Here is a 23,788-nt window from a genome sequence, read left to right as displayed (position 1 = left end):
GGATCGGTGGGCACATCGTCCCGATTCCTGCCGGTTCGCGCGGCTCCCGCGCGTCAGGTGGCGTGCAGATCCTGGGGAAGATTCGGTCATGGGCGGCGAGTGCTCCGCCATCGCGTGGCGGAACGATCGGAATTTTCCGCGGCCCTATCGGGGGAGAGCCGTTGGGCGGGGTGTTCTTGATGGCTCGGCCTAGTGCTGGATAGGAAATTTCGTAGCAAAAGCATGATATTTCCCTGGTTCTTCCGGGAGCTTTTCGCGTTCCTGGCGTGAGTGCGTCTGCCCAAACTGTGCGCGTCAACCCGTTGCCCTAGAGGCGCCCGCACATGGTCATCCGTACCGCCCACTCGATTTCGCAGCCCCCCGTCTTGCACGTGAAAGCTCGCCGTCGTCTGGCCCAGGCGGTCGCCTGCGCGCTGATGCTGGGCTTGATGGCCCCTTCCATCGGCGCGGAAAGTGCCGCGGAGGCCCCGGAGGCTTCCTCGTGGGGGCAACTGGCCGCCGTCCAGGCGGCGTTGCCGGAGTTGGGCGGGGAGGAGCGCGCCGAGGCACGGACCTCGTGGGACGAATTGGCGCTGCTACAGCAGGCGTTGAGCGCCGTGGCCTCGACCCAGCGATCCGATGCGGTGGGCGGGCCTGGGTTCGACCCCGGTCTGGCGGCCGACCAACTGGTTCGGCAGGCGACCAATGCCGGCTTGAGCGAGGGCCTGAAAGCGGCCCGGGGCAGTGGGCTGCCTTTTTTGAGCACACTGCAGGGCGGCATCACCTACGACAACCTGGCCGGGAAGTTGGATTACGACCTGCTCGCCATGGGTTCGCTGATGGGCCATGGTGCGGGCCATCACCTGTTGGGCCAGCTGGGTGCGCATAACGAATTCGACCGCCCGACATTGAATGTCGGCCTGGTCTATCGCTGGCTGAACCCGGAAAAGACCGCCTTTTTGGGCGGCAACGTGTTTTACGACCGTGACTTCAAGACCGGCGCGCAGCGTCTGGGCGTAGGCGCTGAAGCGTCCACGGCCACCACGCGCGGCTTCGTCAATGCCTATGCGCCGCTGTCGGATGAGTGGTTTACCTCGCCCACCGATGAGGGGTTGGAAGAGCGTCCGGCCAGTGGCTTTGACGCGGGCCTGACGTATACGCCGCTGTCCCTGCCGGGCCTGGACCTGCAGGTCAAGGGAGCGGTGTGGAAGGGCGATTCGGTGGACGTGTTTGGTCAAGGGGGCGAAGGCCTGCGCAACCCGACCGTGGTGTCGGCCCGGGTGGGCTACAAGCCGGTGCCGCTGGTGGGCTTCAGCGTGGAGCACGAGAAAGCCCTGGGCGGCCAGCGCGACACCCGGGCCAGCGTGAATTTCACCTATCAGTTTGGTGTGCCGATGGCCGAACAGTTACGTGCCAGCGGCAATCGCCAGCGCAATGACGTGAGCGTCCGCGCCTTGGCCCCGGTGGAGCGCGAAAACCGCATCATCATGGAAACGCGCGAGAAGTACCTGCCGCTGGCCTTCGAGGGCGAGGCACTGGTACGGGCCCGTATTCGTGAGGACGAGCTGTTTGACTTCCTGCTGCGGGTGACCGGCGGTGCGCCGCCGGTCAGCTTTGCGCTTGCCGGCGCCGACGCCGGTGCGTTCACCTTGAGCGGCTACGAGCTCACCCTGGACGGCAGCACGCTGCCGTCGGCCACCGATGGCACGTTGGCGCCGTCGGCCGATGGCGACTATGTGTTTGAAGTCGTCGTGAAGGCGGTCGACGGCCGCGGCGGCCGGGCCGAGCAACGTTTCCAGATTGAAGTCATCGACGCGGACACCGACGAGGATGGGCTGAGCGACCGCCAGGAAGGGGCCCTCGGCACCGACCCGGAGAACCCGGACACCGATGGCGACGGCCACACCGATGGTGAGGAGGTCGACAACGGCACCGACCCACTGGACCCGAACGACCCGGGCGCGCCCGACCTGACGGCCGTTCCCAGCGCTGTGCTGGTCTATCTCGGTGATGGCGAACTGAACGGGCGGCCCGTCGTGGCGGACGTCCTGTTGGCGAAGGTGACCTGCACCAATGCCATCGGTGCCGCAGCCTGCCCGACCAGCTTGAACTATGCCTGGCAGGTGGAAAGTGCCCCGGGATCGGGTGCCTACGTGGCTATCCCCGGGGCCACCGGCTCGACCTATGTGGTCGAGCGCGAGGTGCAGCGCCGCAAGATCCGGGTCGCCGTCAACGCCGCCCCCACCCCCACCCCTTAACCCCACCGTAGGCCTTTCCTGAGAGGGAGGGCCTGGGGTCCTTGCTCACTCATCGCTGAAGGAGTTCCACCATGAAGCGTAATACCCACCGCCGGCCGCTGGCCCGCACCGCGTTAATGCTCGCCCTGCTGAGCGTGGCCAGTCTGGCCCAAGCCCAGACCATCAACCCGCAGGCCATCGTCAACTCGGGGCCGACCGGCGCCGTGACCGGCCGTGCCCCGGTCCTGGCATCGGCAGACATCACTTTCTCCGCCACGGGCCAAAGCGGCGATCTGGTCGTCGGCGACACCTTGACCGCCACCTATGTTCAGACCGATCCGGATCTGGATCCGGCCGATGTCGCCGCGACCGAGGCGACCATTCAGTGGCAGGCCGACGGTGTCGATATCGCCGGTGCCACCGGCATGACCTACCAGATTCGCGCCGCGGATGCCGGCAAGGGCATCGGCTTCACCCTCGTTCCGACGACCGATAGCGCCACCACCGACCCCTATGTGGGCGTGCGGACGGCCTCCAGCGCGGTCAGCCCAGGAGAAGGCGACGGTGTGGTCACGGTGCCGGGGACCGACAACCTGGTGTCGATCACCATCACCGGCAGCGCCATCGTCGACAGCACGCTGACGGCCGTGCCGGCTTGTATGACGACCTGCGCGGCGGTGGATTACCAGTGGCAGATCGAAGACGCGGTCGGCTCGGGTAACTACGTGGATATCGCGGGCGCGACCAATGGGACCTACGTGGTCAAGCGCGATGAGCAGAAGCGCAAGATCCAGGTCGTAGCGCGCAACCCGTGATTAAAGGCTGACGCGAACGCGGAAGGGGTGCGCAGGATGACTGCGCACCCCTTTTCTGCACCGGAAGGGGCGTGGCCGGCGGGGCCGGAGCGCGGCTTCCACCCGTAAAAACCAGGTGGGCGAAAAAACCATCCAAGCCTGTCCTGACAAGCCCGCAATTGGGGCATCCCTTACAAAACGCGTCGTGTGTGCGGCCCATCGTCGTAGCGCGGCATGTTCTTTTTTCTTGTATTCCAGGTTGTCTACCGTATGAGCCGAACGCACTCCTCCTCGCCTTTTCTGATTGCTTTGCAGGCGGCTTTCGTCGCCGTGATGCTCGGGGGGGGGCTGATGGCCGGCGGGGTGCCGCAGGCGCAGGCGCAGGTCCAGACCCGGGCGGTGGTGGCGACGCAGACGGATCCGGTGCGCGGGCGCGTGCCCACGATTACCATCACGGGCATCGTCAATGAGACCGTTCCGGCACAGGCTCCCTCTGTGGGCCATGTAGTGAAAGCCGAAACCGTTGTGGTGGATCCCGACCAGGACCCGATCATCAAGGTGGACTACCTCTGGCGCCGTGGAGCGACGCAGGTAGGCAACGAACAGCGCTATACGACCACGGCCGAGGACGCCGGCCAGGATCTGATAGTGGAAGTCACGGCCAGCACCGACTCGGCTACCACCGACCCGGCCAGCGGCTCGGCCACCACCACGATTGCGGTCGCCGTCAATACGGCGCCGACGGCGACCCCGACGATCACCGGTACGTTGACGGTGGGCTCGGTACTGACCGGCAGCGTGGGCTATAGCGACGCCGACGGCGATGCCGAGGGCACGCACCTGTACCAGTGGTACCGCGCCGACGATGCGGCCGGCACCACCAACAGGGTGGTCATTGCCGGTGCGACGGCGGCGACCTACACGCTCGTGACGGCCGACCAGGGCAAGTTCCTGGTGTTCGAAGTGACGCCGGTCGCGGTCACGGGCACCCCGAACACGGGTGCGCCGACCAGCAAGGTGACCGCGAGTGCGGTGAACGCTGCGCCAACTGCGACGCCGACGATCAGCGGCACGGCAATGGTGGGCCAGACGCTGACCGGCAGTACGGGCTACGCCGACGCCGACGGCGATGCGGAAGGCACGCACACCTACCAGTGGTACCGAAATGGGACTGCGATTAACGGTGCGACGAACACGACCTTCGCGGTGACCTCGGCCGATTACGGCAAGGTGCTGAGCTTGGGCGTGGTGCCGCGGGCGCTGACGGGCGTCGCGGAAGGTGCGGAAAGCCGTGCGGACACGGCGACGGTCACCGCGCCGGTGGTACCGCTGGCGCTAACCACCTCCGGCGCCAACGGCTCGGCGGCCACCGCCTGGACGAGCACCATGCCCGGTGCGTTGGAGCCGAACCACACTGGCTATCTGGTGATCGGCCAGGCCAACGTGTCCGGTGGGCCCACCGGTCTGACCACAGGTACGTCTTATGGTCACACAAGGTTGACAGTGGACACCGGCGGTCAATCGGTTGTGTTGCGAGCCGCAAGAACTGGTGATTGCGGCGACTTGGTGATGAACTGGGGACTTGGTTGCGGTGGCGGGACGCGACCAGGCCGCTTCAAGATCGAATACCAACCGTCCGACAACACCGGCTTGCCTGAGGGCACCTACACCGGCAGTTTCACTGTCCAGGCACGGGAGAGATCCAACTACGTCTCGCACCTGATTGAGGTGACCTTCTCCGTAACCGTCCTGGGTACGGCGCCGACGGCGACCCCGACGATCACCGGCACGATGACGGTGGGCTCGGTGCTGACCGGCAATGTGGGCTATGCCGACGCCGACGGCGATGCGGCCGGCACGCACCTGTACAAGTGGTACCGCGCCGACAATGCGGCTGGCACCACCAACAAGGTGGTCATTGCCGGTGCAACGGCGGCGACCTATACGATCGTGGCGGCCGACCAGGACAAGTACCTGGTGTTCGAAGTGACGCCGGTCTCGGCCACGGGCACGCCCAACACGGGTGCACCGACCGGCAAGGTGACCGCGAGCGCGGTGCCCTCGGGAGCGCCAGTGGCCAGTAATGTTAGGATCACTGGTCCAGAGGTTTCGGGTTATGGAGTTCAGGTTGCCTACGAATACTCAGACAGTGACGGTGACCTGGAAGGAGGCACCGTGTACAACTGGTGTCGTGTCGGAGTGAGCACAGTTTGCGGAATCGGCAATCAGAGGAGTTATGCCGTTCAGAGCGCTGATGAAGGCTCTCGGCTGCAGGTCGAGGTGACGCCAAAGTCGTCGACAGGAGTTCCGAACACCGGCAGCTTGGTTCGCTTCACAAGCAGTGAAGAGATCCCATATCGGAACCCCGAGGGTATAGGTAATCACGGAGAGTTGCATATTACAATCGCAGGACGTGGAGGAAACGCGCCCTCTAACCTCCGGGTTTACAGTTATGTGGCATCATCATCAACTTCTTCGGCGGAGGCTCAGGTCCATCTGATAGGCCCCAGTGGTCGGAGCTATCCCGCCGGCTCGGTCAGAATGAATAGTCCCCACGGTACTCATATCTCCCGAAATATCGATGTATCCAGCGAGCCCGCAAGCGGCACGTGGAAATTGAAATTGACCGATGCCTTCAACTTTCGGATTGCTGATTTCCGGTTGTATTTTGATGGCACCTAGTGCCTCCACAGGTACGGCGAGAGGGTCTGGTGGCTGGTCGGGCGCCGGTCGCCAGCAATGTGCGCATCACGGGCCAGCCGATAGTGGGCTCGACGGTGACGATGGAGTACACGTACAGCGACGCTGACGGTGATGCAGAAGGCGGGACGGAGTTCGTCTGGTGCCGTGTAGACATGACGTGCGATGGCCTGAGCACCACCCGGACCTATGTCCTCCAATCGGCGGACGTCGGCCACAAATTGGGCGGCCATGTGCAACCCAAGTCGGCAACGGGCTCACCCAATACCGGCGTGCACGTCAATCCACCCGTCTGGCCGGCGAGCGGTACGATCCAGGCCCCGACGCCGACGGTGGTTACATTTGTCGAGAGTCCTATAGTCATGACTCCCTTCAACGCCCTAACCAGGGCTCCCATGACATACACCGCCAATGCGCCCATCAGTGGATCGCCAAGCGCGCGGCTTGAGATGGACATTCATGCAGCCGCCAACGGCACAAACACAGACGCCGAGGTCTGGATGAACTTGTACGCTCCGAATGGGACGCGGGTATTTCGGCAGAGGTGCAGGGGCCCTTCCGAATCGGGCGGGTGCAGGAATGTGTCCACTGGCTTGGATTTGTCCATGTATCCTGCGGGTACTTGGAGGGTCGAAATGACCGCCGAGAGGCTTAGCATTGGACAGCTGGGATTCAGTGGTTCCATAAAGCTGGTGTTGTGATCCACCTATGCCAGGAAGGGCGTGGCAGCTCTTTCCTGGCAGTGATTACCCACACGGTGGGTCAGGCGCTGACCGGTGTGGGCAAGTCGACGCGGACGGTGATGCGGCGAGTATGCACATTTAAAGTGGTGCCGCGCCGACAATTGCACCGGCGCATTGGGATGTAGAGGTTTTGACGCCCAGGGAGGTCCGGTGCTGACCAACCGCTGGTGATTTTCTGCTCAGGTGTACCTTGACCTGCGTACGTAATTTCTAGCCACTCAGGCAGTGAGTCCGGTATTGATATTGGCCTGCGTCCAGTTCCTGCGGAGGGTCGCCGGCGGTTTGTAGCGGTGCCCGCCGTGCGGCCGCTGCTCGTTGTATAGCTGGTGCCAGCGCTCGATCAGCGCTTTCGCTTCGGTGCGGCTGCCGAAACCATTCGCGGTTGAGCGACGCGTCGCGCAGCTTGCCGTTGAGGCTCTCCACACAGCCGTTCTGCCACAGGCTTCCCGGCGCGATGAGCGCCGGACCGATCGCCGTATCGCGCAGCCAGCGCGCGTGTCGCGCCGTGCCGACGGGGTTGTCATTTTTTTCGGACGATCTCCTTCATCCCGCCGATGACGCGGCCGCTTGAGACGGTTGTTCTCGGAACCCAGGTCTTCGAGCCGGCGGGCATCGGGCACGTCCAGGCTGCCGAACTTGTTACGCTAGCGGAAAAACGTCTGCTCGGTGAGGTTGTGCTTCATGCACAGCGCTTGATCGACATGGCGCCGATCTCGGATGGGGTAGCGGCGTCCATGCCCGGCCAGATGCCGATGGATGGTCGGAACGTTCAGCTGCGTTTCGAGACAACTCCCGGCGAACGCGACGGTGTGATGGGGTCGCCATGGCGGATGGCGCGTCGGAACATGATGCAAACCCGCTCAGAGCACGAGATCCATGAGTTCCATCGGTGCCACTTCCCTGCCGACGAATCGCCCTGTCCAACTCCCGCTGCCGTCGAACGCAGTCGGATCCCCCGATGGAGCCACGCCGGCGGGCGCGGGCGCGCTCTTGGAGGGGCTGCAAGATCCCGTCGAGGCAAGGGCGGCGGCCGAACACGGTCTTGCTGAGATGGCGCACGCCCACGACCTGGCGCCGTGCGAGCGTCAAGCGCTCGTGGAGCTACTGGCCTGGCGGGAAATGGCGCGGAAGTTATATCCTTCCGTCGAGGGCCCGGATGCGATGCTGCGCCCACCTACCGGGCCGGACGCCGCGGAGCATCTGGCGCGTTCCGTACGCCTCGCCCTGGAGCCTGCCCGCCAGGTGGCCGTGGGTGCACAGGCCGTTGCTCTCGCCAGCGCCGCCACCCCGCGTGACCTGGCCATTGCCAGCGGCTGCGCCAAGCTACTGTCCGAACAATTGGGGCCAGAAGCCTATGATGCAAGCATGGTTTCCGACTGGGACCATGCGCCGCGCTCAAAAAGCTTCCCCGCCGTGCCCGCGCGCTTCCTGGCGATGGCCTTGTGCAACGCGGACCTGAGGCAGGCCGACTTGCGCAGAAGGGACCTCCGCGGACTCGATCTGAGTTCGCTCTGCCTCGCGGGGGCGGATTTGCGCGACTGTGACATTGGGGGGGGCAGCTTCAAGAACGCCGACCTGAGCGGAGCAAAATTACAGGGGGTGCAGACGCACCTCGATATTAACGTTGATTTCTCTGGCGCCAACTTGCGAGGCGCTAATCTTGCCTACTCGCGTTGTGAGGCCGACTACAGGAACACCGACCTCCGTCACACCAATCTTCAAGAGGTGAAAGGTTTCGTCCAACTGGATGGTGCCGAGCTGACCGGTGTCGACCTGAGTACCTGTAATTGGCACTTGCAAAGCGCGCAGGGGGCCGTTCTGCGCGGTGCAACGCTCTCACTTCTCTCTTCAGCATGCGTGACTGGGCATGGGGCGATATGGATCTGACGGGCGCCAGGGCGCCTGCGCACCTCACCGCCACAAATCTTGGAGACCTCCAAAGCGAACGTAGCCGAGACTTATGGCTTGACCACGTCGAGAACCAGCGCCGCGCCAGCTGCCTCAACAACATCGCAGGACTGGCTGCAACAGGGGCTCGCGACCGTGCCGACGATGCGGCCGGCGCCACTAACCGGACGCCGATCAGCGGAGCGACGGCGCAGACCTACACGGTCGTGGCGGCTGATCGCAACAAGCACTTGGTGTTCGAAGTGACGCCGGTGGTGGCGGAAGGCACGCCCGACACGGGCACGCCGGTCAGCGCAGCGGTGCCGGGTACGGCGCCGACGGTGAAGGCTGGGAGCATGAGCATTACGGGCGTCTACGAGGTGGGTCAGACCCTGACTGGCCAGTACGAGTATGAAGATGCGGACGGCGATGCCGAGGACGTGGTGGGCGCGCAGTTCACGTGGCATATTGGCCATCCGGTCAGTGGCGCGCCAACTCTGATTGAGGGGGCGACAAGCCGGACCTACGTGCTGCGCGCGGAGGATCAGGGCAGCAACCGCAAGCTCTGGTTCACGGTCGTTAAGGTGAAGTCGCTCACGGGCATGCCCAACGAGCGGGTGGGGTCGTGGCAGGCGACGCGACAGGAACCGCTGCTGGGCACGGCGCCGACGATCACCGGTACGTTGACGACAGGCTCGGTGCTGACCGGCAATGTGGGCTATGCCGACGCCGACGGCGATGCGGCCGGTACGCACCTGTACCAGTGGTACCGCGCCGACAATGCGGCTGGCACCACCAACAAGGTGGTCATTGCCGGTGCGACGGCGGTCCCCTCCTACACGGGCCGCGCGCGATGAGGCAGTGATTGTTGCCTGAGTGTGGAGCCCTTCTTTGATGAGCTTGCGACAAAGCACCTCATAGCGTGCCTAGTAGGAGTCGCCATTGAACTCGGGAAGGACTTGCACGACGTCCTGTAGAAAATTCTGGTTCAGATGTCGCGAGTATCCGATTTGACGCTTAAGTCGGGCTTGTTTCAGAGCTATTGAGCCGACGAGTGCTGGGCAGAACACACTCGCTACATCTTCGCCGTCCAGTCACGTGATTTGGCCATTGTTGGGGTTGCATGGCGCTCCTCTCGTATGTGCCGATCTTGGCTGTTGCCAAACGTCCTCAAGTGGCTTACCGTCTGAGCGTCGCCATAACACTGGCGTCCGGGATTGGCGTCCCGAGTATCTAGGCGCACAGAGCGCCCATCGACCATGATGCCGGCGCTTTTTTTGTTGCCCGGCGTTGGCCAGGGCTTCGCTGGTCAGTTCTATGGCGGGCGGTGCGTGGGGCCTTCGGGCCGCCGCTTCCTAGATCCGGTACGCCAACCCGCACCGTCCGCCGCCTCCGACTAGCGTCGGGGTGGGTCCAACCCAATATCTAGGATACGGCCATGATGATTCCCTACCTGTTGGCTTGTCTGGTTTCTGCTTTCCATCTCTGCCGCGATCTGGAGGGCCAGTGCGTTGTGTTGGATATGCACGGTCATGGCTCTCTGCCAAGCAAGGCCATCAAGTGATCGCCTCCAACGACGCGCTGGTCCAGCCCTGTGTTCCTCTGCTTGCGGCGACCTCACCCGAGCCGCGTTGCGTACGCCGAGCGGTTCAGAGGTAGGGGGGATTTGTTGAGCGTCATCATTCATAGGTAGGGGCTGTTTCGTCGTCGCTGATGCGTAGGGCGCCAGTCCAGAACCTTCCTCTCTGTGAATGGTTGCCGTTCCAGCATGCCAGCGCGCAATTGCGAAAGACCAGATGCCATGAATGCTGGCCGTGTCGCTCAGCGAGCGGCTGGGTGCTCGTGGCGGCGCGCGCGTGGTGTGCCATCGGAGCCGCAGCGAGTATGAGCCGATACGACCGATTTTTAGCACCGCACGATCCAAGCTCTGTCGAAGAGACGGTGCGGCGCCGTACGCAGTTTGACGAGGCCATGATCCGTTCGCGGGACGAGTTGCTTAGCTACTTGCGACGACGTACCCGCGATGCGGAGACCGCTGCTGATCTTGCCCAAGAAACCTTCTCACGCATGATGGTGTATCGCGATGCACCCAATATCGAGAATCACGCGCTGTTGATGTATCGCATCGCTCACAATCTAGTGCTCGAACTGCAGCGGTCTGGCTATCGGCGGCACGCTGCCCGTCACGTGCCGCTGAGCAGCGCAGGGCCGCTGTGCGCGGATGAGTCGCCAGTAGAGGAGATCGCTAACGCGCGGCTATCGCTCGATCTGCTGCTCAAGCGCACCCTTCTCGAGCTTCCGCCCAAGTGCCGTTTGGCGTTCAAGCTCAGCCGCTTCGACGGACTGACCTATCCGCAAGTGGCCGCGAAGATGGGGATTTCGGTGAAGATGGTGGAGAAGCACATCAGCCGAGCCTTGCTGGCCTGCCGTGCCGCCGTGGGGGACCGGGACGAGTAGCGGATTGGCCCGCGTAACCGTGTCGGCAAGTCTGTCGGGCGCCTTTGCGGAAAATGCTGGTAGCATCGTTCACCCAAGTGAGCGGGGCCTACCCATGGGCGTCAATCAGTCATGAGCCACGAGTCCGAACGCATCGCCGCGCGGGCAGCTGAGTATCTGGCCCGGAGCCGTGAGGAGACGCCGGTCCAGCGCCGGGAGCGCGAAGAATGGCTGGCAGCGGATCCACGGCACTTTATGGCGTACCAGCGCTTGCTGCAATTGGAAGAGCACGCCACGGGTGTGCTGGACGATCCCGAGTTGCAGGCGATCACCGAGCGGGACCTTGAGGCACTGCAGCGTTCGCGTCGGTGGCGGCGCTGCGCGTGGTTGGTGGTGGTCTTGTTGCTGCTCTTCGTCGGCGCATACGCTATCGGGGCATTCTCAACTGTGTAGAGACATCGGGGCTAGTTGATTGTCTAGGTGCGACCTCGGTCCACGGAGCCATTCCTACAGCCTATCGTAGTTCAACTCTTCTCCCGACATCGGAACGGGTAGGGGGTTCTGTTTGCTTGACATCAATTCTCGTTAGGGAGGCGCACGGCAATCTTGCCGCGCCGCAGACGGGGGCGATGGAATGGGAATACGGCAGAACCGATGGTGTGGCATCAGGCTGACGTTTGCGTGCAGCGCTCTTTCCGCCGCCGCGGCGGCGTTGCTGCCGCTGTGCGGCGCCGCGGCGCAGGTGACGGAAGAGGTGGGCGCCAACATCGACCCGCCGGTGACCTACGCGGATTCAAGCACTGCCGACAGGCCGCTGCCGGCGCCAGGACCGGAACCAGCAGCAACGAACCTGGAGTCGATAACCGTCACCGGCACGCGCATCCGTGGCGGGACCACGCCATCGCCGGTCATTACCATTGGCAGCGAACGGATCCAGGAGGAAGGCTTCGCGGACCTGGGCGAGGTCATCCGCAGCGTGCCGCAGAACTTTTCCGGGGGGCAGAATCCCGGCGTCATCCCCTTCACGATCTCCGGGGCCGGTGCGCAGAACACGAACCTCAGCGGCGGGTCGGCGCTGAACCTGCGGGGATTGGGGGCGGATGCGACGCTGACGCTGCTCAACGGACGTCGCATGGCCTATGACGGCATCTCCCAGGCCGTCGACATCAGTGCCATTCCAGTCGAGGCGGTGGAACGCATCGAAATCGTTGCCGATGGCGCCTCGGCCATTTACGGCTCCGACGCCGTGGGGGGCGTGGGCAACGTGATCCTCAAGCGCGACTTCGAGGGACTCACCCTGGGCGCCGGTTACGGCACGGCGTCCGACGGGGGACTGACCACGCGGGAATATGCAGCGACGGCGGGGCACCGCTGGTCCAGCGGTGGATTGACTGTTACCTACAAGGACGTTTCCGCTGACCCGATTTATGCGCGCCAGCGAACGTATACCCGTTTCCTGCGGGATCCCTACACGCTCTACCCGGGCAGCGATCTGCGAAGCGGCTTGGTCAGTTTCCATCAGGCGCTAGGCACCAACGCCGAGCTGCACCTGGATGCCGTCAGGACCGAGCGCAGCCAGGCGTATGGGGCTTACGACAACCAGAGCAATGTCTACATCCAGGCTGCGCCCGATGCCACCACTACCCTGGTATCGCCCGGACTCGAGGTCTACCTGCCGAATGACTGGACGCTGTCGGCCGGTGCGACCCGCTCGGAGAACCGCCTGCATCATGTCCAGACAGTCGAGCGTGCCGACACGGGTGCGGTGCTGCTGGAAACGCGGTTGTGCTACTGCAACCAGGGCCGTAGCTACGAGGTCGGCGTCGAGGGGCCGGTGTTCGCGTTGCCGGCGGGCGACATGCGGCTTGCGGTGGGCGTCGGGCGGCGGGAAAGCGACTTCCTGGAGTACAACGAGGCGACAAATGCCGTCTCGATCCGGGGCGATGAGGCGACCCGCTTTGCCTATGCCGAGCTGCGGTTGCGCTTGCTTGGGGAAGCGTCGCCTGCGGCGAGCGGCCAGCGCCTGGAGTTGACGGCCGCAGCCCGCCACGAAGCCTATGACAGTTTCGGCAGCGTGCTCACGCCAAAGCTGGGTATGGTCTATAGCCCCGGCACCGACTTCACGCTGAAGGCGTCCTGGGGGCGGTCGTTCAAGGCACCCACGCTGTTCCAGCGCTATCGGCAACGGGCAACGGCCTTCAACTACGCAACCGTCTATGGCGGGGACGGCTACCCGCCAGGCGCCACCGTCCTGCTCGCCGATGGCGGCAATCCTGACCTGAAACCGGAACGTGCCCGCACCTGGAGCGCGTCCCTGGCCATCCACCCGTCAGCGGTCCCCGCGCTGGAGGCGGAGCTGACCTGGTTCGACATCGACTACGTGGACAGGGTGGTGGCCCCGATCATGCCCACCTCGCAGGCGCTGCGAAACCCGGGCTTTGCCGAGTTCGTTGTCTACGCGCCCACCGTCGAGGAGCAGGCGGCCGCGATTGGCAGCGGCTCCTTCCTGAACTACATCGGGGTGGCCTACGACCCGTTCAACGTCGTGGCACTTGTCCATGCGTACTACACCAATGTGGTCAGCCAGAGGATCCGCGGCGTTGACCTGTCGGGCTCCTATGGATTCGACGTGGGAGCCGGAAGGCTCACCTTGCGCGGTTCGTCCAGCTGGCTTCACAGTACCCAGCAGGTATCCACCACTGCATTCGACCTGGCGGGCACGATCCACAATCCGCCGAAGCTGGTCGGCAGGCTAGGCGCGGTCTGGGGCCGTGGAGGTTTTACCGCCTCGGCCTTCGCCAACTACAAGGACGGCGTGGAGAACATCGCCGCCGACCAGAAGACCGCGTCGTTCACGACTGTTGACGCCACGGTGCGCTACGCGGCGGACGGGCAGGGCGACGCTTTGCGTGGCTGGACAGTCGCGCTGTCGGTACAGAATGTCTTCAATCGGCCGCCGCCCCTGCACGACACCTCGGTTCTCACGCGCTACCTGGTGCCGCCCTACGACGCGACGAACTATTCGGCGATCGGCCGGTTCCTCCATTTCTCCGTTTCGAGGCACTGGTGATGGCGGGCCCGATAGCGCGCGGGACCGGCATACGCCGCAGGCGTGGCATCAAGGGGGTGATGTCCTGCATGGCGCCCAGCATGAGGCGATCCGTCCTGGCGTTTGTCGCAATACTGGCTGCAGGGATGGGGGCGGCACCTGCGGATGCCATCGCTCCGCGCAGGCTGGTGGAGGTCGCCGATTTCAGTGGTGTCACGATGTCGCACGATGGCCAGCGCGTCGCCTTCCGGATCGAACAGGCCTCTGTGGAGCGCAACACCTACGACTCGGTGTGGTACGTGCAAGGCATGGATGGTGCGCCGCCGCTGCGCGTGGCCGATGGCGGCACTCCGCTGCGGGAACAGACCGGGCTTGCGGTGCCGGCGCCTGCGGTGTGGTCGCCCGACGGGCGCTGGATCTACTACCGCGCGCTGCTCGACGGCAGGATTGATGTCTGGCGCGCGGCGACCGATGGTTCGGGCGCCGAGCCGATGACGCGTGAACCTGCGGATGTTCGTGCGTTCTCGCTGAGCAGTGACGGCCGCGAGCTGATCTACCGCCTGAGTGCCACACGCGAGGAGGTTGTCGCCGCGGAACAGGGCGAGTACGACCAGGGCATCCGCATCGATCGGACGGTGCCGCTTGGCCAGGGAGTGTTCCGCTCTGGCTTTGTCGACGGGCGCCTGGCGACGCAGCGCCTGAGGGACAACGAGGTCATACGCCATCCGCTGCTGGCCGACGTGCCGGATCGCTGGAGGGCAGTGGATCTTGCCACCGGCAAGCGACGCGATCTGGCGCCACGCGACATCCCGCCGGCGCCGCTGACTGCGCCCGATCTCGCGGCGCACCTGACCAACGCCTGGATACTGTCGCAGGACCCGGCCAGTGGACGCATAGCGCTGCTCATGCGTACCGGTGAGCGCAACGGCCTGCGGGACAGGCCCGGTGTCCAGCTGTCGATGCTTCCGGGCAGGAGCGCCCGGGTGCCGGTCAAGTGCCAGGCGGAAGCGTGCAGGGGCAAGACGATCAGCGCCATCCAGTGGCGGCCCAGTACGGACGAGGTGCTTTTCACCGTGGGCGACCCGGGGGAGGGCCACGCACAGTCGATGCACCGGTGGAACGTGAACACCGGTGACGTGCAGCCGGTTGTGCGCACGCGGGGCCTATTGAACGGAGGCGTGCGCCTGCTCCCCAGTGATTGCGCCCTATCGGCCACGTTGCTGGCGTGCGTGATCGCCGAGGCGGACAGGCCGCCATATCTGGAGCGGATCGACATCGAAACGGGTGCGCGCCAGACGCTATTTGATCCGAATCCGGCGCTGACGAAGGACATGGCGGAGACGCGGGTGCGGCTGCTGCGCTGGACGGACGCGGAGGGCCGGGAGTTCACAGGCCAGTTCTATCCGGCCAAGCGGTCCGGAGGGAACCTCCCGCCTTTGTTTGTCAGCTACTACTGGTGCAAGGGTTTCGTGCGAGGCGGCCTGGGCGAAGAACTGCCCTTTGCGTCGTTTGCGGAGAATGGCATCTCCGCGCTGTGCATCAATCTTGCCCCCAACAGGGAGGATGCCGTCGCGCAGTACGAGCAGGGCCGCGCCGCAGTCGAGAGTGCCGTCGCGCTGCTGGCCTCCACCGGCCAGATAGATCGCGCCCGTGTCGGCATGGGAGGGCTCAGCCTGGGTGCCGAAATCACCATGTGGACCGCGATGCATTCCCAGATCCTGACTGCGGCGTCGGTGAGTTCACTCGGTCTGTCGCCGTTGTACTACCTGTTGCTCAGCAACTTCGGTGAAGCGTTCCATTCGCGGCTGTGGATGGGATGGCAGCTTGGCGCCCTCGATGAGACGCCGGAACGATGGCGGAAGTTTTCACCGGTGTTCAATCTGGACAGGATCCAAGCGCCCGTGCTGATGCAATTGCCGGAGCAGGAATACATCCATTCGCTGGATTACGCCGTTCCCTTGATGCGGAAAGGCATGGCGGACATGTACGTCTTTCCGAACGAGCCGCACCAGAAATTCCAGCCCAGGCACAAGCTGGCGGTCTATGAGCGCAATCTCGACTGGTTCCGGTTCTGGCTGCTGGGGAACGAGGATACGAGCCCGGCCAAGCGCCCGCAGTATGCGCATTGGCGATTGATGAAGGCTGGCATGCGTGGTGCGCTCGGACATGGCAAGTCCGGAAAGGATCGCTAGGACTGGCGGCGTATCCAGTTCTCGACCATGCACAGGTCGAACATTCGGGTGAAGGAATGGCCGCGCGGCGGAAGGTCGTTTGTCATGAGGCGTTGGAGCGCGTCCGCATCGATCAGCCCGTGCGCCTGCAGTTGGCCGCTCATCAGGTAGTGCCGCATCTGCTCCCTGTTGCGCCGGTATACGGCGCCCAGGTATCCCATGAAGGTGCCTTTGCTTCTGCGGTTGAGGATGTCTGGCGGCAACAGGTCCGCAAAAGCCGCCCTGGCGACGGCGCGGTTCCGGCCTCCTGATATCCACATCCAACTGGGCGTCCTGAGGCAGGCTTCCACCACGGGCTGGGACAGTAGGGGCATGCGCATCGTCCGTTGCGTCCCGCGGACCAGGCTGTCCCGATACACCTGGCAGGTAGCCAGGCCGCGTATCCGTTCGCGGTCACCAGGCAATGCATCCGTCGGCATGACATGCCAGGGATGAGGGTCTGGAGGTGTATCCGCTACCTTCCGCGTGAGAAGGCAGCGGTCCGGACCGCGGAACATTGCAGGTGGCAACCGCAGCTTCCGGAGGGTCAGCTGGCCTGCCTTCCAGAACGTGCACTGATGCAACGTAGCCAGATCTCGGACGGCAGCAAGACCCGCCGCCGCTCCGCATTCCCGGAATGCATCGGCGGCCGGTGCAGCCGTTTCAAGATGGCCGAACACCGTGTCGCCACCGCCGCCGGAGAAGAAGCTGTCGACACCATGGCGATCGCCAGCGGCCAGCATGATTTCATCCACGGCATGCTGAAGTGTTCCGACCCTCGGCATCGTGCACTGCGGTGGAAGCGGGAAATCGAATCGTGCCTCAGCGGGATGAAGCGTCGCCGTTTGCAGTTCGACGTCAAGCTGGTGTGCGATCTGCGCCGCATAGTGACGTTCGTCGGCGCCAGGCACGGTGGTCACCAGTGTGGTGCATGCCACGCGTGCGCTGGAGTTCCGCGTGCATGCACCCACGATGGATGAGTCAAGGCCGCCTGAAAGCTCCAGCAAGACTGCCTTGTCCTGGTTGACCAGGGCCTGTACAGCGGACGAGACGGCATTGCGGACGTCTGTGGCCGCTTCGCCGGGATCGCAGTGGCGGGAACCGGGCGCAACGAAGTCCCAGGGAGACCATGCTTCGTCTGTCGCCATGTGGGTTCCTTCCAGGCGGAGGACGCGACCTGGAAGGAGCTCGCGGATATCGGACAATGCCGTCCGGGCGCTCTTCAGTTGTGGATACAACAGGCGATGGGAGACGACATCCCAGTCGACGCGGCGATGGTAGAGACCGAGGCGTACCGGCACGTAGATGTCGGAGGTGATGAATCCGGTGCCGGAGCGTATCGAATAGAGGCACGGAATGTCGCCAGATGGCGATGGATCGCGCAGGACGGTGAATCCGCCGGTCTCGATGTCCGGCTGGAACAGCAAATACGGCCCCCAGCAGTTTTCGACGATGTACTTGCGGGCCTGCGCATGGCCGGTGAAGTGGGGAAACCGATCGGCATCGGTGACCGGCAATCCATCCCGAAAGAACAGGTTTCCCAGGATGGTTCCCACTCCTGGCAGCGACAGGACGGGCGTTGCCTGTGTCACGAACAGTTGGGCGGAGAGTAAAGCCATGCATGGACGCAGGCCTAGGTCACGAAGCTTCGCCTCCATGTTGGCGAGGGAAGGAGCGCTCCAACCGCCGTCTCCGCTGGTCAGTGCGAGGTAGCCCACGCCCATCACACGACCCTAATCGGGGTGTGGGCATGAGTATTGCCGAGCGTGTCGTTCAATACCAACGGGCCGACCTGTACCCAGCAGTGTGCGGAGAAGGGTGAGCCGGTGACGCCAAAGACGAGGTTGGCGGCCATGCCGCGCTTGGCCAGGAATCTGACCAGAGAGATCGAATCAATCAGACAGCAGGTGTCGATGGGAACGTACGGACGCGCACGAAGGAACGCGGCGGCAGTGCGGGATAGACGGCGCTCGCGCGCCTTACCAGATTCGGGTTCGGTTTGGGGTGCTTTGCGTTGACGGTAGGCGGCCAACGTGGAAAGAGTCCATTTCATGCTGCATGTCTTCAAATGCACTTGCGTCATGCAGACGATGCCGAATACGTCGAGCAGGGGGCTCATGCGAATCGGTTCCGCCGACGGTGGGCTCTCCAAAGCACTGTGGCTCGGGCTCTCGATGGCTGGTGAGGGCGCCGGCTCCAGGTTGGGTCGACTCTCAACGAGCAAGCCGAGCTCGATCAGTCCGCCGATGTCGGCCTCCGGGCGCCCGCTACCGCACAAGTGCATGGTGAAGGTCCGTTCCATCGCATCCGATAGTCTGAAGTATCGATCGTTGCGGATGTCGAGGAAGATGAGGCGGCCGTCCACCCGACAGTAAGACAGGTCAGGGCGCAACTGGTAGGACATCGTGCTCTCCTTTACACGAGAGGCGCACCTTGCGGTGCGCCTCTTTTCTCCTTCCGCTCACTCGGCCGAAATGCCCGGCCCGGGAATTTGGCCGACCGGCTCGAAGCCGACGTCAGCGCCCTTCGTTTCCACGCTGGCCATGCCCAGCACGATGACGTCTTCCGGCGCGTTGGCGCGTGCGTTCTCGTTCGCGTTCATTTGTGTCTCCTTCGTTTGCGTCATGGCGATCCCATGACGTGCGCAGCGTAGGAGGCGGGTGTTTTGATTTTCAAATGATTATTGCGTTGTAACTTGATGATTATGATGGGGCGTGATGGCCGTCTTGGAACGCCAGATAAGGTCCGATGCCCGCGTCGGCAGTGCGTCCGGGGAACACACGCTCTTCTGGTTGCTCGGCCTTGGCGGAGTAGAACCCCGCGAAGGCTAGTGGAGGGATGCGTTGCGTTCGTTCAGCGTGGCCACGATGCACGGGACAAGTCGCTTGCGCCGTTCGTGGTAGTCGTGCAGGGCCGATTTCAAGGCGGGGATGTGGCGCCTATGCCAATGCTGGACAAGCTCCGAGAGCTCCTCGAAAGCGTGTTCAAGCAGTCCTTGTTTGGCCCACCGTATTGGTGCCAGCCGATCGTTGGTCTGCTTTACGGCCTGGTGCAGGGACCGGTGGGCTGTCGCACTGGCGATGGCGTCGAACAGCTGCCATGTCAGCTTCACCAGATCGTCGGCGGAGGCAAGGTTTAGTTCCCCGGTCTTGCGCGCCACCGGGGAGACGCCGATGTCGCATGCCATCAGCAGCAGGCGCTGCATCCAGTCGTAGAGGTCGCGCATCGCGACCTCGGTGGGCAATGGGACGTGCAGCCCGCTGCGCGCATGATCGGCGACCAGCCCCTCACCGACCAGGCGGTATAGGGCGAATCGAACCGGCGTGGGGCTGGTATTGAACTCTGCGGCGATGGACGTCGGATCAATCCGCTGCCCAGGCAGGTAACGTCCCGACTGCAGGGCCCTCCTGATCTGTCCGTACAAGAATGTACTCTTGGAGTGGATCGCACTCATAGCGGAACTCCCTGTTTGCGCATGGCGGCCTCTCTGAGCTTGATAATACAAGGATCGGAGAGAACGCGGCCAGCGCGCCCTGCATCTGGCAACTAGGTAGTCAGATACGGGGCGGGGAGCCGGTGCTGAGAATGCTGGGCTTGACCGGCCTTCGACTGTTTGACGGAGCCGGCGTGTCGGTGTGCTGGCGCTCACGACAGCGACGCCTCTGCCGCTTGCGGTTGTGCCAAATCGTGACCTGCCATGTGCACGGTGCACGCAAGCGTTCCGGAACGCGCCGAGTATCTGTGTGGCGCGGTGTCGTGAGGGAGACTTCGTACCACCGGAAGTTTCTCCGTTCACCGCCGCGATGCTTTCGGGAGGAATGTTGAGGATAGAGGAATGGAATCTGGATGCATGACCTCAACCAGACCATGGCTGTTCCGGGTCGCATTGGCGCTAGGGTTTGTGGTGATTGGCCTGTGGCTGGCTACTCAGTGGATTGCGCATGCGTTGGGGAATGACCAACGTCTGGGCACACCTTGGTTTCATGCGCATGGCGTCGCTGTCTATTGTCCGTGGCGACTGTTCGAGTGGTGGCTGGCATTCGGGGAACAGGCGCCTCGCGTGTTCGATCTTGGCGGCTTGATCGCCGCCAGCGGTGGCCTGGCGGCGGCGATCGTCGCCATCGCCGGACAGATGCGGCGGGGCAATAACACATTGCCATCGACCTATGGTTCGGCGCGTTGGGCCTCGAAAGAAGAGGTGCTAGCCGCGGGACTGACCGCGCGATCGGGCGTCTTGCTTGGCCAGCTCGGTGGCGACTACTTGCGCCACGACGGTCCGGAGCACGTGTTGGCCTTCGCTCCCACGCGCTCGGGCAAGGGCGTGGGCCTTGTCGTGCCGACACTCTTGTCCTGGCCGCACTCGGCGGTGATCCACGACATCAAAGGCGAGCACTGGCAACTGACGTCGGGTTGGCGATCGCGTTTCTCCCACTGCCTGCTGTTCAATCCCACGGACGCGCGCTCAGCGGCGTACAACCCGTTGCTGGAGGTACGCCGCGGCGCGCAGGAGGTGCGCGATGTGCAGAACATCGCCGATATCCTGGTCGATCCGGAAGGCTCGCTGGAGCGGCGCAATCATTGGGAAAAGACCGGCCATGCGCTGCTGGTCGGCACAATTTTGCACGTGCTATATGCCGAGCCTGACAAGACGTTGTCGGGCGTGGCTCGGTTTCTGTCCGATCCGGCGCGCACCTTCGAGCGCACCCTGGGCGCGATGATGAAGACCCCGCACCTGGGCGACCAACCGCATTCGGTGGTCGCCTCGGCGGCACGCGAGGTCTTGAACAAGAGCGACAACGAACGCTCCGGCGTGCTGTCCACGGCGATGAGTTTCCTGGGCCTGTACCGGGACCCGACGGTGGCCGCGGTGACCTCGCGCTGCGACTGGCGTATCGCCGATCTGGTTGAGGGCAAGCATCCGGTCTCGTTATACCTGGTGGTGCCGCCATCGGATATCTCACGCACCAAGCCGCTGATCCGGTTGCTGCTGAATCAGATCGGGCGGCGCCTGACCGAGTCGTTGGATCTCTGCTGCGATGTGCGGCGGCATCGCCTGCTGCTGATGCTGGACGAGTTTCCGACGTTGGGACGGCTGGACTTCTTCGAGTCGGCGCTTGCCTACATGGCCGCTTATGGTTTGCGCGCCTACCTGGTGGCGCAATCGCTGAACCAGATCGAGCAGGCCTACGGACCGAACAACGCGATCCTGGACAACTGCCACCTGCGCGTAGCCTTCGCCAGCAACGACGAGCGCACGGCCAAACGCATCTCGGAGGCGCTGGGCACGGCGACGCGTGTACGCACGCACCGCAGTTATGGTGGCGACCGGTTTTCGTTCTGGTTGGACCATGTGAGCGTGTCGCAGCAGGTCTCTCCCCGGCAATTGCTGACGCCATCGGAGGTAATGCAACTGCCGGCAGACGAGCAGATCGTGATGGTGGCAGGCTTCCCGCCGATCAAGGCGACGAAGCTCCGCTATTACGGCGACCGCCATTTCGTGCAGCGGGTCTGGTCGCCACCGACACTAACTGAGGGCGGCTATCCGGACCGGCCGCCGCCACGACCGGACGACTGGGTAGGCCGGGTGATCGCCGCGCCGATGGAGGATGAGGGCGACGGTGTCGGAGGCGGCGATGCGGCGGATTTCTTCGAACGCACGCCTGGCGATCGCTGGGCACGGAGCGACGGCCAGCGGGAGCGGCTGCCGCTATGAGGCGCGTACGCCGCAACATCTACTTCGAACCCGAGCACGAACGGGGACTCGATCGCTTGGCCGCCGCGCACGGTCTGTCCGTTTCGGCTGTCGTCGGACGCGCGGTCGCGTCAATGCTCTCGCCCGATGCCGAACACCGGCGCGAGGCCGCGCTGACGCGACGACTGGATCGGCTGACCCGGCAGTTCGAGCGGCTCGAACGCGACCAGACCATCCTGATCGAAACGCTGGCGTTGCACATCCGCCACTATCTGTCGGTCACGCCGCCGCTGCCGGAGGCGCACGTGGAGGCGGCGCGGGCGCAGGGACGGGCGCGTTTTGAGCAGTTCATCGAGCAATTGGCACTGCACCTGCGGCGCGGACTGCGCGTACGCGACGCGATCGAGGAGTGGGTGCCGGCGGAAGACGCGTTCGTGGAGGCGGACGACGGGAACGGAGCGCTGGGGGCATGAGGCACCCGGTCGACGCCGCGACGGCGATCGAGCGCCAAGCGCGGATGCTGCGCACCGCGATGGGTCCGGTGATCGCTGCTGCGTTGGAAGACCCGCAGGTGGTTGAAGTGATGTTGAACCCGGACGGCACGCTGTGGTTGGACCGGCTGCACACGGGCCGTGAATCGGCAGGGGTGTCGCTGTCGGCCGATGATGCTGAGCGTATCATCCGCTTGGTCGCCGCGCACCTGCGCATGGAAGTGCATAGCGGCGCGCCGGTGGTCTCGGCCGAACTGCCGGAGACGGGCGAGCGCTTTGAGGGCGTGCTACCGCCAGTGACGCGGGCGCCAACGTTCGCGATCCGCAAGCGGGCCGCCGGCGTCATTCCGCTGTCGCACTACGTGGCCGATGGGGTGATGACCCAGGCGCAGGCCGACGTGTTACGCACCGCGGTGCTGGAGCGCCGGAACATCGTCATCGCTGGCGGCACCTCCACCGGCAAGACCACGCTGGCCAACGCGCTGCTGCAAGTTGTAGCCGAGACCTGCGACCGGGTGATCTTGCTGGAGGATACGATCGAGCTGCAGTGCCTATCCGACGATCACGTGTCGCTGCGGACCAAACCAGGCGTAGCGTCACTGGCGCAGCTGGTGCGTTCGGTGCTGCGGTTGCGTCCTGACCGCATCATCGTCGGCGAGGTGCGTGGCGCCGAAGCGTTGGAACTGCTTAAGGCCTGGGGCACTGGCCATCCCGGCGGGATCGCTACCATCCACGCAGGCTCCGCGCGCGGCGCACTGGCGCGGTTGGAGCAGCTGGTCCAAGAAGCGGCGGTCACCGTACCCAGGAGGCTGATCGCTGAAGCGGTGGACGTTATCGTCTACTTCGAAGGCCGCGGCACGGCGCGGCGCGTGCAGGACATCGTGCGAGTGGCCGGGCTGGATCGGGAGGGATATCGCCTGGACCGGGTTTCTGCAGCTTAGCTTGCATAAAGCGCCTAGCTGGCGGCGTTGTCGCAGTTGCAGACGGGTGCCGGCGGGATCCTGGCCTGCCGCAATGTGGCTCCATGGATGCTCAAGCCACCTCAGCCCCGCTACGTACCTGGACGCTCGAGGGCGGTGCATGTACCCCCGTTGCGTTCGCGAGCGGACGTGGGGCATCTGACATGAGCACCGCGCGCCCGGCAAGTCCGTGGAGGTTTACCGATTGACGGGACACAACAACCCAAGGGGCGATGGCGGCGAAAATGCCTGAAACCCGTCGTGGCTGCGCGCTTCTGCCGGGGACAAAGCGCCACCGTCCCCTCTGTCCCGCGACAGCTCCGACGGTGGCAGCCCTCACGCGCGCTGCCTGCGCGCAATACGTATCGCCCGCACCGGCTCGGGATTAAGCCAAGCCAGGAGGGGTTCAATGCCGGCCGCATCCCGGTCTGGCGGTGGCCGACCGAGCGATGATCGGGTCTTCCGCACCCCGTCCACCGCTTTCTTGAAAGGTGCGTACAGGCGCTACGTGGTGGTGAGCCTCCAAGTAGCGTTGGACCAGCGGTCCAAAGACCCGGTTGTGCAACTCATTCAAAGCCGCCTGCCCGGCCTGACTCATGGCTCCCGCGTCC

The 23,788-nt window shown here is 64.3% G+C and carries 18 protein-coding genes and 2 pseudogenes; 14 read left to right on the top strand and 6 right to left on the bottom strand.

Going from position 1 to position 23,788, the window contains the following annotated elements:
- Positions 1 to 323: 323 nt before the first annotated feature.
- The 3 genes from AB6O04_RS17740 to AB6O04_RS17730 all read left to right on the top strand — a co-directional run bounded on the left by AB6O04_RS17740 (position 324) and on the right by AB6O04_RS17730 (position 5,692).
- The gene (locus AB6O04_RS17740; protein WP_368565584.1) at positions 324 to 2,237 is read left to right on the top strand and encodes an inverse autotransporter beta domain-containing protein; all 1,914 of its coding nucleotides are present in this window, start codon (positions 324 to 326) and stop codon (positions 2,235 to 2,237) included.
- 71 nt (positions 2,238 to 2,308) lie between these two features.
- Positions 2,309 to 3,031 (top strand): ZirU family protein, encoded by a 723-nt coding sequence (locus AB6O04_RS17735; protein WP_368565582.1) that lies wholly within the window; start codon positions 2,309 to 2,311, stop codon positions 3,029 to 3,031.
- A gap of 309 nt (positions 3,032 to 3,340) precedes the next feature.
- Entirely contained in the window at positions 3,341 to 5,692 is a 2,352-nt protein-coding gene (locus AB6O04_RS17730) for a hypothetical protein (RefSeq protein ID WP_368565581.1), read from the top strand.
- Here the strand turns inward: AB6O04_RS17730 and AB6O04_RS17725 are convergent.
- A complete protein-coding gene (locus tag AB6O04_RS17725) occupies positions 5,689 to 5,943 on the bottom strand; it encodes a hypothetical protein (protein ID WP_368565579.1) in 255 nt (84 codons plus the stop codon). The two genes, AB6O04_RS17730 and AB6O04_RS17725, sit on opposite strands and share 4 nt — an antisense overlap.
- A gap of 728 nt (positions 5,944 to 6,671) precedes the next feature.
- Positions 6,672 to 6,957 (bottom strand): annotated as a pseudogene (locus AB6O04_RS17720) (transposase); the annotation flags it as partial.
- A 372-nt stretch (positions 6,958 to 7,329) separates the two neighbouring features.
- Between AB6O04_RS17720 and AB6O04_RS17715 the strand changes: the two are divergent.
- The 7 genes from AB6O04_RS17715 (at position 7,330) to AB6O04_RS17685 (ending at position 16,017) form a co-directional block, all read left to right on the top strand.
- Positions 7,330 to 8,340 (top strand): pentapeptide repeat-containing protein, encoded by a 1,011-nt coding sequence (locus AB6O04_RS17715; RefSeq protein ID WP_368565578.1) that lies wholly within the window; start codon positions 7,330 to 7,332, stop codon positions 8,338 to 8,340.
- Positions 8,331 to 9,197: a hypothetical protein gene (locus AB6O04_RS17710; RefSeq protein WP_368565576.1), complete on the top strand. Its 867-nt coding sequence runs from the start codon at positions 8,331 to 8,333 to the stop codon at positions 9,195 to 9,197. Before AB6O04_RS17715 ends, AB6O04_RS17710 begins: the two co-directional genes overlap by 10 nt.
- 581 nt (positions 9,198 to 9,778) lie before the next feature.
- A complete protein-coding gene (locus AB6O04_RS17705; RefSeq protein ID WP_368565575.1) occupies positions 9,779 to 9,904 on the top strand; it encodes a hypothetical protein in 126 nt (41 codons plus the stop codon).
- 320 nt (positions 9,905 to 10,224) lie between these two features.
- Positions 10,225 to 10,797, top strand: coding sequence for an RNA polymerase sigma factor (locus tag AB6O04_RS17700; protein ID WP_368565573.1), 573 nt, complete (start codon positions 10,225 to 10,227; stop codon positions 10,795 to 10,797).
- A gap of 111 nt (positions 10,798 to 10,908) precedes the next feature.
- Positions 10,909 to 11,229 (top strand): DUF4880 domain-containing protein, encoded by a 321-nt coding sequence (locus tag AB6O04_RS17695; protein WP_368565572.1) that lies wholly within the window; start codon positions 10,909 to 10,911, stop codon positions 11,227 to 11,229.
- 181 nt (positions 11,230 to 11,410) lie between these two features.
- The gene (locus AB6O04_RS17690) at positions 11,411 to 13,846 is read left to right on the top strand and encodes a TonB-dependent receptor plug domain-containing protein (protein WP_368565571.1); all 2,436 of its coding nucleotides are present in this window, start codon (positions 11,411 to 11,413) and stop codon (positions 13,844 to 13,846) included.
- Between the two features lie 80 nt (positions 13,847 to 13,926).
- Positions 13,927 to 16,017 carry an Atxe2 family lasso peptide isopeptidase gene (locus tag AB6O04_RS17685; RefSeq protein ID WP_368565569.1) on the top strand — a complete coding sequence of 697 codons (2,091 nt, stop codon included), beginning with the start codon at positions 13,927 to 13,929 and terminating at the stop codon, positions 16,015 to 16,017.
- On the opposite strand, the gene AB6O04_RS17680 is transcribed toward AB6O04_RS17685, so the two are convergent.
- From AB6O04_RS17680 to AB6O04_RS17665, 4 genes are all read right to left on the bottom strand, one after another.
- Positions 16,014 to 17,654, bottom strand: a complete 1,641-nt coding sequence (locus tag AB6O04_RS17680; protein ID WP_368565568.1) for an asparagine synthase-related protein — start codon at positions 17,652 to 17,654, stop codon at positions 16,014 to 16,016. The genes AB6O04_RS17685 and AB6O04_RS17680 overlap by 4 nt on opposite strands.
- A gap of 104 nt (positions 17,655 to 17,758) precedes the next feature.
- Positions 17,759 to 18,439 (bottom strand): lasso peptide biosynthesis B2 protein, encoded by a 681-nt coding sequence (locus tag AB6O04_RS17675; protein ID WP_368565566.1) that lies wholly within the window; start codon positions 18,437 to 18,439, stop codon positions 17,759 to 17,761.
- Between the two features lie 57 nt (positions 18,440 to 18,496).
- Positions 18,497 to 18,637, bottom strand: a complete 141-nt coding sequence (locus AB6O04_RS17670) for a hypothetical protein (protein ID WP_368565565.1) — start codon at positions 18,635 to 18,637, stop codon at positions 18,497 to 18,499.
- Positions 18,638 to 18,862: 225 nt separating this feature from the next.
- Positions 18,863 to 19,489 carry a GntR family transcriptional regulator gene (locus tag AB6O04_RS17665; RefSeq protein ID WP_368565564.1) on the bottom strand — a complete coding sequence of 209 codons (627 nt, stop codon included), beginning with the start codon at positions 19,487 to 19,489 and terminating at the stop codon, positions 18,863 to 18,865.
- A 396-nt stretch (positions 19,490 to 19,885) separates the two neighbouring features.
- Here AB6O04_RS17665 and traG point away from each other — a divergent pair.
- The 4 genes and pseudogenes from traG to AB6O04_RS17645 form a co-directional block, all read left to right on the top strand.
- A pseudogene (traG, locus tag AB6O04_RS17660) lies at positions 19,886 to 21,622 on the top strand (IncP-type conjugal transfer protein TraG); the annotation flags it as partial.
- 122 nt (positions 21,623 to 21,744) lie between these two features.
- Positions 21,745 to 22,200: a CopG family transcriptional regulator gene (locus AB6O04_RS17655; protein WP_368565563.1), complete on the top strand. Its 456-nt coding sequence runs from the start codon at positions 21,745 to 21,747 to the stop codon at positions 22,198 to 22,200.
- Positions 22,197 to 23,159 (top strand): P-type conjugative transfer ATPase TrbB, encoded by a 963-nt coding sequence (trbB, locus tag AB6O04_RS17650; protein ID WP_368565562.1) that lies wholly within the window; start codon positions 22,197 to 22,199, stop codon positions 23,157 to 23,159. Before AB6O04_RS17655 ends, trbB begins: the two co-directional genes overlap by 4 nt.
- Before the next feature lie 427 nt (positions 23,160 to 23,586).
- Positions 23,587 to 23,788 (top strand): hypothetical protein (locus tag AB6O04_RS17645; RefSeq protein ID WP_368565561.1); only part of this gene is annotated, 202 nt, incomplete at its 3' end.

This window comes from Pseudoxanthomonas sp. UTMC 1351 (genome assembly GCF_040948865.1).
In the GTDB taxonomy this organism is placed as follows: domain Bacteria; phylum Pseudomonadota; class Gammaproteobacteria; order Xanthomonadales; family Xanthomonadaceae; genus Pseudoxanthomonas_A.
Note: the sequence above shows the minus strand (reverse complement) of the source record. Positions and strands in the feature narration are given on the sequence as shown.

Excerpts from the sequence above, each read along its gene's own strand:
- AB6O04_RS17740 (WP_368565584.1), top strand. The coding sequence starts at position 324 with ATGGTCATCCGTACCGCCCACTCGATTTCGCAGCCCCCCGTCTTGCAC.
- AB6O04_RS17735 (WP_368565582.1), top strand. The coding sequence starts at position 2,309 with ATGAAGCGTAATACCCACCGCCGGCCGCTGGCCCGCACCGCGTTAATG.
- AB6O04_RS17725 (WP_368565579.1), bottom strand. The coding sequence starts at position 5,943 with ATGGCCGCCCAATTTGTGGCCGACGTCCGCCGATTGGAGGACATAGGT.
- AB6O04_RS17715 (WP_368565578.1), top strand. The coding sequence starts at position 7,330 with ATGAGTTCCATCGGTGCCACTTCCCTGCCGACGAATCGCCCTGTCCAA.
- AB6O04_RS17710 (WP_368565576.1), top strand. The coding sequence starts at position 8,331 with ATGGATCTGACGGGCGCCAGGGCGCCTGCGCACCTCACCGCCACAAAT.
- AB6O04_RS17705 (WP_368565575.1), top strand. The coding sequence starts at position 9,779 with ATGATGATTCCCTACCTGTTGGCTTGTCTGGTTTCTGCTTTCCATCTC.
- AB6O04_RS17700 (WP_368565573.1), top strand. The coding sequence starts at position 10,225 with ATGAGCCGATACGACCGATTTTTAGCACCGCACGATCCAAGCTCTGTC.
- AB6O04_RS17695 (WP_368565572.1), top strand. The coding sequence starts at position 10,909 with ATGAGCCACGAGTCCGAACGCATCGCCGCGCGGGCAGCTGAGTATCTG.
- AB6O04_RS17690 (WP_368565571.1), top strand. The coding sequence starts at position 11,411 with ATGGGAATACGGCAGAACCGATGGTGTGGCATCAGGCTGACGTTTGCG.
- AB6O04_RS17685 (WP_368565569.1), top strand. The coding sequence starts at position 13,927 with ATGAGGCGATCCGTCCTGGCGTTTGTCGCAATACTGGCTGCAGGGATG.
- AB6O04_RS17680 (WP_368565568.1), bottom strand. The coding sequence starts at position 17,654 with ATGGCTTTACTCTCCGCCCAACTGTTCGTGACACAGGCAACGCCCGTC.
- AB6O04_RS17675 (WP_368565566.1), bottom strand. The coding sequence starts at position 18,439 with ATGTCCTACCAGTTGCGCCCTGACCTGTCTTACTGTCGGGTGGACGGC.
- AB6O04_RS17670 (WP_368565565.1), bottom strand. The coding sequence starts at position 18,637 with ATGAACGCGAACGAGAACGCACGCGCCAACGCGCCGGAAGACGTCATC.
- AB6O04_RS17665 (WP_368565564.1), bottom strand. The coding sequence starts at position 19,489 with ATGAGTGCGATCCACTCCAAGAGTACATTCTTGTACGGACAGATCAGG.
- AB6O04_RS17655 (WP_368565563.1), top strand. The coding sequence starts at position 21,745 with ATGAGGCGCGTACGCCGCAACATCTACTTCGAACCCGAGCACGAACGG.
- trbB (WP_368565562.1), top strand. The coding sequence starts at position 22,197 with ATGAGGCACCCGGTCGACGCCGCGACGGCGATCGAGCGCCAAGCGCGG.